8 protein-coding genes are annotated in these 9,779 nt (G+C 31.1%); all 8 read right to left on the reverse strand.

Going from position 1 to position 9,779, the window contains the following annotated elements:
* Positions 1-1,758: DUF349 domain-containing protein (locus tag KA468_RS09575; protein WP_291242718.1), on the reverse strand; the 1,758-nt coding region annotated here is incomplete at its 3' end.
* Positions 1,759-1,842: 84 nt separating this feature from the next.
* Positions 1,843-2,601 (reverse strand): shikimate dehydrogenase, encoded by a 759-nt coding sequence (locus tag KA468_RS09580; protein WP_291242719.1) that lies wholly within the window; start codon positions 2,599-2,601, stop codon positions 1,843-1,845.
* A gap of 5 nt (positions 2,602-2,606) precedes the next feature.
* Positions 2,607-3,251 (reverse strand): VTT domain-containing protein, encoded by a 645-nt coding sequence (locus KA468_RS09585; RefSeq protein ID WP_291242720.1) that lies wholly within the window; start codon positions 3,249-3,251, stop codon positions 2,607-2,609.
* Positions 3,252-3,259: 8 nt separating this feature from the next.
* Entirely contained in the window at positions 3,260-4,654 is a 1,395-nt protein-coding gene (locus tag KA468_RS09590) for a tetratricopeptide repeat protein (protein ID WP_291242724.1), read from the reverse strand.
* Between the two features lie 203 nt (positions 4,655-4,857).
* Positions 4,858-6,048, reverse strand: coding sequence for an aspartate aminotransferase family protein (locus tag KA468_RS09595; RefSeq protein ID WP_291242721.1), 1,191 nt, complete (start codon positions 6,046-6,048; stop codon positions 4,858-4,860).
* Positions 6,049-6,087: 39 nt separating this feature from the next.
* Positions 6,088-7,782, reverse strand: a complete 1,695-nt coding sequence (locus tag KA468_RS09600) for an OstA-like protein (protein ID WP_291242722.1) — start codon at positions 7,780-7,782, stop codon at positions 6,088-6,090.
* 212 nt (positions 7,783-7,994) lie between these two features.
* On the reverse strand, positions 7,995-9,266 hold the full coding sequence (locus KA468_RS09605) for an adenylosuccinate synthase (RefSeq protein ID WP_291242723.1): 1,272 nt from the start codon (positions 9,264-9,266) through the stop codon (positions 7,995-7,997).
* Between the two features lie 56 nt (positions 9,267-9,322).
* Positions 9,323-9,760: a Fur family transcriptional regulator gene (locus KA468_RS09610; RefSeq protein WP_291242725.1), complete on the reverse strand. Its 438-nt coding sequence runs from the start codon at positions 9,758-9,760 to the stop codon at positions 9,323-9,325.
* Positions 9,761-9,779 lie beyond the last annotated feature (19 nt).

Consider the following 9,779-nt stretch of genomic DNA (forward strand, 5'->3'; position numbering starts at 1 on the left):
GGCTCTTTGGTCGTTTCCTTCCGAAAGTTGCTCTAAACGATTGCTAAATTTCATCATTTCAGAATCTTTTTTAGATAAACTTAGTTTTTCAAACAAAGCATCTAAAATTTTATTGAATTTTCCTTCAATATGACGACGATTTTGAGGCACTTTACCAAATTCTTTCCATGCAGCAATATGTGCTTTAATGGCGTCTAAATCGGTTTTATGTTCACCTACTAATTCAAATGCACGAACGATTTCTAAGTATTCTTTTTTCTTTTCAAACGCTTCAACTTCTACACCAATTTCTTCTTTTCTCGATTCGTGTAATCTATCAAAATAGGCATTACAAGTTTTTTTGAACGTTTCCCAAATTTCATCGGAGATTTTTCTTGGTACATGTCCAATTTTTTTCCACTCTTCTTGAATTTGCTTCATTATTGGAGTGGTAGCATCAAAATCTTCCGTATCAATATTCGCTTTTGCTTTCTCAATTAAGGCTAATTTTAATTCTAAATTACGATGTTGTTCATTTTTAATATCTTTATAAAATGAATTTTTCGTAGCATTAAAAGCACGAACAGCATTTTTAAAATTACTCCAAGTAACTTCTGTAGCTTCTGCTGGCACACGTCCTGCTTTAAAGAATGCATCGCGTAACGCTTCTAATTTTACAATTTGATTTTGCCACTCACCGTGATTGGTAACTTTTTCAGTGCTTAATGCATTTACTTCAGCAATAATTTCGTTTTTGCGAGTTAAATTTTCTTGCTCTTTTTCTTTAAATTGAGACGCTAATGCTTCACGTTTATCATGAAGAATTTTAGTAATTTCACTAAACTCTTGCCAAATTTTTTCTCTATTTTCTTTGTCTACAGGTCCAATTTCTTCTTTCCAAACACGATGTAACAATTGTAATTCTCTGAAAGATTTAGTTACATCTGGTAATTCTACTAAAAGTTTTGCTTTGGCAATAATTTCTAACTTCTGCTCTAAATTGTTTTTAAAATCAGCATCTCTAATTTCTCTATCTAAATGAACAATTTCGTAAAATCTATCTACATGAAAATGAAAATTATTCCAAACTAAATTATATTTGTCTTTTGGTATAGCTCCAGAGTTTTTCCAACGCTCTCTAATGTCGTTGAATTTTTTAAACATTTCTGAAATATTAGAATCGTTACTTGCAATTAATGCTTTTAATTCTTCTATTAAAGCAGTTTTTTCAGTTAAATTATTTTTTAATTGATTTTCAATATTTTTAAAATTTGTATTTCTTTTGTTACGAAAAGTATCTAACAATTGATCAAATTTTACTTTTATTGGTGAATGATATTCAAATTCTGTAGAAGTTTCATTTTCAGCAAAAAAGGCAACTCTTTTTTCTTCAATTAATTGATGAAATTGATTTAAGAATGCTTTTTTTACATCTTCAATTTGATTTTTGAAAACTAAGGCTTTTTCATGGCCTACAAGAGAAGCCAATTCATCAACTAATTCTTCTAAAGAAAGTTTTTCGTAATCTTTAACTTCAATTTCTAAATCGGTATCAATAGAACCTTCTTCGCTTGATTCAGCCAAATGATTGTCTATTTCATCTTGTACTGAAACGGTTGTTTCTTCTTCTAACTTTTCCGAAATCGTTTCATTTTCAGTTACTTCCAAAACTTGAGTTTCTAATTCAGTTTCTTCTGAAATAGGAGTTTGGTTTTCAATTGAAGTTATTTCTTCTTGTCCATCTGCTTGTTGCAGGTTATCATTCAATTCTTCTAACATGTTTTAATGCTTAAGTTTAGGGCTCGAAGATACCAAAAGAGGCGGGAAATACAAAGAAATTGTACTAAAATATCACAATAGTTGTTATTTGTTCCAGATTAACCAAGCTTTTTCAGCCTGATTTATAAGCATTTCTTGTCCGTTTTTTGTAATTGCACCGGCTTTTCTTGCTTTTTTTAAGAAAGCGGATTCTTCAGGATTATACACCAAATCAAAAGCAATGTGTTTTGATGTAAATAAGGCATAATCTAATTTTGGAAATTCTGAAATATTAGGAAATGTTCCTAAAGGTGTAGTGTTTATAATTATTTGATATTCATTAAAAATAGCTGCATTAATTTCGTTGTATCCAATTTCATATTCTGATGGATTTCGAGATACAAAATCAAATTCGATATTTAGTTTTTTTAAAGCGAAAGCTACCGCTTTACTGGCGCCACCTGTTCCTAAGATCAATGCTTTTTTGTGATGATTTTTCAATAAGGGTTTCAATGATTTTTTAAACCCATAAAAATCGGTATTGTATCCTTTTATTTTTTTGTTTTTGGATATAGAAATGCAATTGACAGCTCCAATTTTTTTGGCGTTTTTAGAAATTTTATCCAAAAATGGAAGAATAGATTCTTTGTAAGGTATGGTAACATTTAGCCCAACCAACCCTTTAGTTTTATCAATAATTTCAATAAATTCTTTTATGGTTTTAATATCGTAATTTTCATATTCACAGTTATGAAAATGATTATTTATAAATTTTTCGGAGAAATATTTTTTAGAAAAAGAATAACTTATGTTTTTACCAATAAGTCCAAACTTGCGCTGTTTCTTTTGTGATTTATGCTTCATTTCCGTTATGCTTTGTTAAATTTGGATTTGAAAATTTTAATGAAAATTGGCAATACTGAAACCAAAACAATACCTAAAACTAATTTTTCAAAGTTGTTTTTCACTATTTCAAATTGTCCTAAAAAATAACCTAAAAGTGTAATTCCTGCTACCCAAAGTACAGCGCCTAAAATACAATTCAGAATGTAATTTCTATATTTCATACTTCCAGCTCCGGCTACAAAGGGAGCGATAGTTCTTACAATAGGCACAAAACGAGCCATTATCACTGCTTTTCCTCCATTTTTTTTGAAAAAATCTTCCGTTTTTTCAATATATTCTCTTTTTAAGAAAAGTATTTTCTTTTTTTCTTTTATGAATTCACCAAATTTATGGCCTACAAAATAGTTTAAATTGTCACCAAGTAAAGCAGCTAAAATTAACAAAGGAATTATAATCACCAAACTTAATTTTCCGGTAGTTGCAGCAATGACACCAATGGCAAAAAGCATCGAATCTCCTGGTAATAATGGCATTACAACAAAACCAGTTTCTACAAATACTACTAAAAATAAAATAAAATATATGAATGTATTGTATTGGTCAATTAGTTGTGTAATTACGGTTAAAGGATCTTTCAAAAAATGCAATAAAAAGTCGATAATTTCCATAGATTGGCTTATAGTGTATGTTTTTTAATACTATTTTGTACAGTTTCGCATTCCCAAACGTGTGGGAAGGCATCTTTTAATATGTAATTTTTGTTAAAATCGGTTGTTAAAGCCGTTTCTAATGCTTCGATGGCGTTAGTTTCCTCCTCAATATTGTAGAATAAACCTACTAAACGATATAAAATCTCGGCTTCATTTGGATACAATTCTTTGGCTTGATTTAAGATTTCGAAGGCTGCATTTACTTCGCCTAAAACATATAAAACATCACTCCAAAAAAGAAAATTATCTAATTCTACATCTCCGTTTTCAAACGCTTTTCTGTAACCTTCTTCTGCCTCTTCAAAGAAATTCAGGTATTGATTTATGGTAGCATATCGTCTCCAATAAAGTGGATTTTCACCATCAATTCCAATTGCTTTATTTACGTAATATAATGATTTTTGGAAATCTTTTTGTTTGATGTAAAAATCAGTTATAGCTAACCAAGCCTTATCCAATAAAGGATCTTCGTGAACGGTTTTTAAGTAAAAATTTAAAGCTTGTTCTGAATTTCCAAGTTTTTCATAGCATTTTCCAATGCGCAAATAGGCAAATGAAGTAGGATCATCTAATTCAATAGTTATTAAATAACAATCTATGGCTTCTTGATAGTGCTGAAGTTTTTCTAATGATTTTGCTTTTTCTAAAAACGCGCCTAAAAAACCTTCATCAATAAGACAGGCATAATCAAAAGCCCAAACGGCTTTTTCGTAATTTTTAATGGCATAAAATTGGCGCCCTAATTGGTGCCAAGCCACTTCGCTATAAGGATTTTTCTCTATGAAATTTTCTAAATATACTATTGCTTCCTGATTTTGGTCTAAGAAGTCAAAACAATACACCACATTGTAAAGTGCAGAATAATCTTCTTCATCGTTATCTAAACATAAAATAAAGTTTTCTTTGGCCAACTCTAAATTATCCATAAATAAATACTCCATTCCAATCATAGAATATACATCTGCTTCATCATCTGTGTATCGAAGTGCAATTCTTAAATGTTCAATAGCTTTTTCGTGTTGGTCTCTTTTGGAACAAATGTTGGCACGTTGAATAAAAACTTCTTCGTTTGTAGGTTCTAATAACGCGATTTCGTTTAAGATTTTTTCAGCTTGTTCAATTTTGTCATCGTAAATTAATAATTCAACGTGAACCAGTTTTAATCCTGTAGATTTTGGATGTTGCTCTAAGCCCAAGCGTAGTGCTTTTTTTGCTAAATTAACGCGCCCAGTATCCATATAATGCAAAACAATATCTTCAAATTCTTCCGAATCAAAAAAGAAAACCTTGTTGGTTTTTAGCATCGATTCGAATTTAGAAAGCGATAATTTGTTTTCTTCCTCTTCTTCATTATGGCTCATATTCATAGCAACAACTTTTTAAAAGTTACAGTAATAAAATTACGTAATTTAATGCTTGCAAATTCTTTGCCAAGTGTATCTTTTGAACAATTTAATTAACAAAAATTAAGTTCAAATACAGTTTTTATGCAACACTGATTTGAGAAATTATACTAATTTTTATAATTTCTCAAATCAGTGTTTAAAAAATTAATATTTAGGTTTTAAAGATTCAAAGTATGAACCTCGTCCATAACTTCTAATAATAATTGACAACCTTCTACAATTTCTTGATTGGAAATGGTTAATGGAGGTGTAATTCGGATGGCTGTTCCTTCAAATAATAACCAAAATAATATTAGTCCACGTTTGTGACATCGTAAAATAACTTCATTTGTAATGTTTGCGTTTTTTGTCATTGCAGCTAACATCAATCCTTTTCCACGAACTTCTGTTATTAAAGGGTGAACCAATAATTTTCTGAAAAGAATTTCTTTTTCTAATGTTTCAGCCATTAAATTGGTTTCAGTAATTTCTTGTAATGTGGCTAAGCAAGCGGCTGCAATTACAGGATGTCCACCAAATGTGGTGATATGTCCTAACTTCGGATTGTCGTATAATAAATCCATATGTGCTTCAGAAGCTACAAATGCGCCAACAGGCATTCCGCCGCCCATTCCTTTTCCGATAACTAAAATATCTGGAACACAATTGAAATTTTCAAAGCCGAATAATTTTCCAGTACGACCAAATCCGGGTTGAATTTCGTCTATGATTAACATCGCGCCAACTTCAGTGCATCGCGCTCTAACTTTTTTAAGAAAATCGTTTTGAGGTTGAATAAATCCTGCGCCTCCTTGAATAGATTCTAAGATGATTCCCGCTGTTTTTGTTGTAATTTTCTGGATATCTTCTTCGTTATTAAAAGTAATAAAATCAACGTCTGGAACTAATGGTCTAAATACTTGTTTGCGTTCTTCAAAACCCATTACACTTAAACTTCCCATAGTGTTCCCGTGATACGCATTATGGCAAGATATAAACTGGCTTCTTCCGGTTACTCTTCGGGCTAATTTTAAAGCACCTTCGGTAGCTTCTGTACCCGAATTTACCAAATATGTTTTTTTTAATGGATAGGGAAGATGCTCGGCTAATAATTTACAATATTCGGTTGCTGGATGTTGGGCATATTCGCCATACACCATAACGTGAGAATATTTGTCTAATTGGTTTTTTATAGCCGTATTTACACGTTCATTTTGATGTCCTAAACTACACGCTGAAACACCTGCTACAAAATCTAAATATTTATTTCCAGAAGTATCATAAATATAAGAACCTTTAGCATAAGAAATTTCCATAGCTAATGGGTGAGGAGAGGTTTGTGCTTGATATTTAAAGAAATCGTTTATCATTTTTTTGTGTTTTAGGTGAAGGGTTAAAGGTGATGAAGTTTACTGCTTTTTACTTTTCACTTTTTCCTTTTTACTTCCTACTTTTTTTCCATAATCCGTAGTCTCTTTTAGCACGGACATTGGTTTCTTCTCTTCTTTTTCTTTCTTCTTGGTTTCGATTTTCACTTTTTCGTCAATGGTTTTTTCTTCTTCTGGAAAAATATTCTCTAAAGAAGTGATTTTTTCATCTATTCGCCAAATAAAACCTCTAAGTCGCCTTGCGTTTTTTGGAAATTCTTTATCAGGATAGGTATCGCTTAAAATTTTTTTGAATGAAGTTAGTTCTAAAATTTTGTTGTTTTCCAATTGCATATTGATACTACTTGAAACGCCTTTATCAATTCCAACCATTTCATTTTCATCGTTATACATAAAATAAATTTTCTCTGTATTTTTGATTAAATCTACTTCGTATAATTTATTATCTCTAAACTTTCCGTATAAAAATTGCCCTTTCACTTGATTGAAATTATCCTCACTTAACGTATCTTTTTGAACCAAAAAGGCATTATTGAGTATTTTCAATGAATCTAATTTCTCGGTTTTATTATTTCCTATTAAATGAATAACGTCGCCCGTCATTTGATTGTCGGCATTCCAAACTACAGGTCTTCCGATAAGTTTTGTGAGTTGTGTTTTATTATTAGAATGAATGGAATCGCATTTTCCACTCATATCCGTTTTAAAAAATCGAACATTGTTAAAAGCTCTTATAGTTCTATCTTCTTGCGGACCCGTAACCAATATTTTTTTTCCGTGGAGATACATAGTATCCTTTTCTACTAATGTTTTTACCAGTGCTTTTTTGGTAATAAACATCGAATCTTTTTTGGTGCCGCCAATATTTCGATATACTTCTGCGTAATGTCCGGTAGCAATCATATTATTAATTGTATCCGTAATTTTTACGTTATTGGTAGCTTTAGCGAAATTTTTCTTTCGGTCGTAATTGATAATATCGCCTTCTACTTTCCGATTGTTATAAACGATATTGGATTTATCTAAAAGCCTTCCAACATCATTTTTAGTGTCATAAAATCCATTTGTAGTGTTAATCACATTTTCTTTACTTGTAATCGTACTTGGGCCGTAAACGTAGGCGTGACCTGAGTTGTCGTAAAAATCTAAATTATTAGTTTTAATAGTAACTTGTGGATTTACAACCGTTACTGCTGTTTTGAAAACGTATTTTTTGTTGTTTATAATATATTTTCCAAATTTACTTTTTAAAGTATTTTCTTTGTTTATTATAGTTCCCCAACTTGTAAAATAAGCCTCTTGTTTATTTCTGTCAAAGTGAATGGTATCGGTTGTTAAATTAGAATCGGGCGAACGCAAATTGACATTTCCAGTTGCAAATGCTTGAAGCGTTTTCCCACTGTATTCCGCATAACGGCTATTCATTACAATAGTATCGCCTTGGTTTAATATTACGTTTCCAAACGCTTTTACGTAATCTTCATCGGTATAATGATACGCTTTATTACAATTTATAAGAACACCATTATGTTGCACTTGAACATTTCCAGTAAAAATAATGGCGCTCGGGATTTCATTTTGATTTTTATCGATAAAATCAGAATGCAAAATTTTTATCCCATTAGGATTAGAAGGAGTAATTTGTTGATTTGTAGTTTGAGCATTTCCAAACCATATGGTAAATACCAAAACGACAGCATATAAATATTTTCTCAATTTCTCAATTTTTTGTCAAATTTAAGTAAAATGTAGAATAATGAATGCGTATTAAGAATATTTTATGGTTTTTTTGATAGGTACACAGATTTTGCGAATTTTAATAGATCAAAAATAAGAAACCGCAGATTTCAGATTTTGGATCATCTGAGAATCTGCGGTTTTAATATGTGTAATACTTAAACGAGTTCAGTATAACAAAATTTTGTAACTTATCTTGTAATTGTTTGAGTTCTATCAGGACCTACAGAAACAACTTTTATTGGCACTTCTAATTCTTTTTCAATGAATTCGATGTAAGTCTTTAATTCTGAAGGTAATTCTTCATACGTTGTCATACCTGTTAAATCGGCTTGCCAACCTTTCATTTCAGTATAAATTGGTTGCACATTTTCTGGTTCAATGTTGTAAGGGAAATGTTTTAAAACTTCTCCTTTGTACTTGTATGCTGTACAAATTTTTAGCGTTTCAAATCCAGATAATACGTCACCTTTCATCATATATAATTCGGTAACACCATTTACTTCAACAGCATATTTTAATGCCACTAAATCTAACCATCCACAACGACGAGCACGTCCTGTAACTGAACCAAATTCGTTTCCGATTTTTGCCATATTGGCGCCAACTTCATCAAATAATTCTGTTGGAAAAGGTCCGCTTCCTACACGAGTGGTGTACGCTTTAAAAATTCCGAAAACTTCTTTTACTCTATTTGGAGCAATTCCTAAACCTGTACAAGCTCCAGCAGCAGTAGTATTAGAAGAAGTTACAAAAGGATAGGTTCCAAAATCAACATCTAATAAAGATCCTTGAGCACCTTCTGCTAAAATAGTTTTTCCTGCTTTTAATGCTTTGTTTAAATATTCTTCGGAATCAATGAAAGTTAAAGTTTTTAATTCTTCCACTGCTGCGAAAAATTCAGCTTCCATTTCGGCTAAATTATATTGTAAATCTACATCATAAAAAGCAATCATTGCTTCGTGTTTGTCAGCTAAGGCACGGTATCTTTCTTTAAAATCAGCCATTTCTAAATCGCCAATTCGCAATCCATTTCTACCGGTTTTATCCATATATGTAGGTCCGATTCCTTTTAAAGTAGAACCAATTTTAGCTTTTCCTTTTGAAGCTTCCGAAGCGGCATCAAGTAAACGATGTGTAGGTAAAATTAAATGCGCTTTTCTTGATAAAAATAATTTTGATTTAACATCCAAATTAAATTTTTCTAATCCTTTAATTTCTGTTTGAAAAACCACAGGATCCATTACCACGCCATTTCCAATGATATTTACATTGTTTTTATGAAAAATTCCAGAAGGAATGGTTCTTAAAACGTGTTTAATTCCATCAAATTCAAGTGTGTGTCCTGCATTCGGACCGCCTTGAAAACGCGCAATAATATCGTATTTTGAAGTTAATACATCGACGATTTTTCCTTTTCCTTCGTCACCCCATTGTAATCCAAGTAGTAAATCTACATTCATTGTGTTGTTGTTTGTGTTGTTTGCATTGAAAAGACAAATTTAATTTGTCTGTATTTTTATTTCTTTTTTGTTCCGTAAAAATATAAGGAATGTGTTTCTATATTAATTCCAAACATTTCTTCCATAGTTTGCTTAATTTGCTGAATACGTGGGTCGCAAAACTCAATAACTTCTCCTGTATCCGTTAAAATAATATGGTCGTGTTGTTTATCAAAATAAGACTTTTCATAATGTGCTTGATTTTGTCCAAATTGATGACGACGAACTAATTTACAATCTAATAATAATTCAATAGTGTTGTATAAAGTAGCACGAGAAACACGATAATTTTTGTTTTTCATTTTAATATACAAGGATTCGATATCAAAATGTTCTTGATTTTCGTATATTTCTTGAAGTATTGCATAACGTTCAGGCGTTTTGCGATGTCCTTTTTCTTCAAGGTATTTTGTAAAAACGTTTTTTACCGTTTCTTGGTTTTGGTTGTTATCCATTTTAAGTTTAAATGAAAGA

It is taken from the genome of Flavobacterium sp., from assembly GCF_017985075.1.
GTDB lineage: Bacteria > Bacteroidota > Bacteroidia > Flavobacteriales > Flavobacteriaceae > Flavobacterium.

Coding starts and splice junctions, on each gene's coding strand:
- KA468_RS09585 (WP_291242720.1), bottom strand. CDS start 3,251: ATGGAAATTATCGACTTTTTATTGCATTTTTTGAAAGATCCTTTAACC.
- KA468_RS09610 (WP_291242725.1), bottom strand. CDS start 9,760: ATGGATAACAACCAAAACCAAGAAACGGTAAAAAACGTTTTTACAAAA.
- KA468_RS09580 (WP_291242719.1), bottom strand. CDS start 2,601: ATGAAGCATAAATCACAAAAGAAACAGCGCAAGTTTGGACTTATTGGT.
- KA468_RS09605 (WP_291242723.1), bottom strand. CDS start 9,266: ATGAATGTAGATTTACTACTTGGATTACAATGGGGTGACGAAGGAAAA.
- KA468_RS09595 (WP_291242721.1), bottom strand. CDS start 6,048: ATGATAAACGATTTCTTTAAATATCAAGCACAAACCTCTCCTCACCCA.
- KA468_RS09590 (WP_291242724.1), bottom strand. CDS start 4,654: ATGAGCCATAATGAAGAAGAGGAAGAAAACAAATTATCGCTTTCTAAA.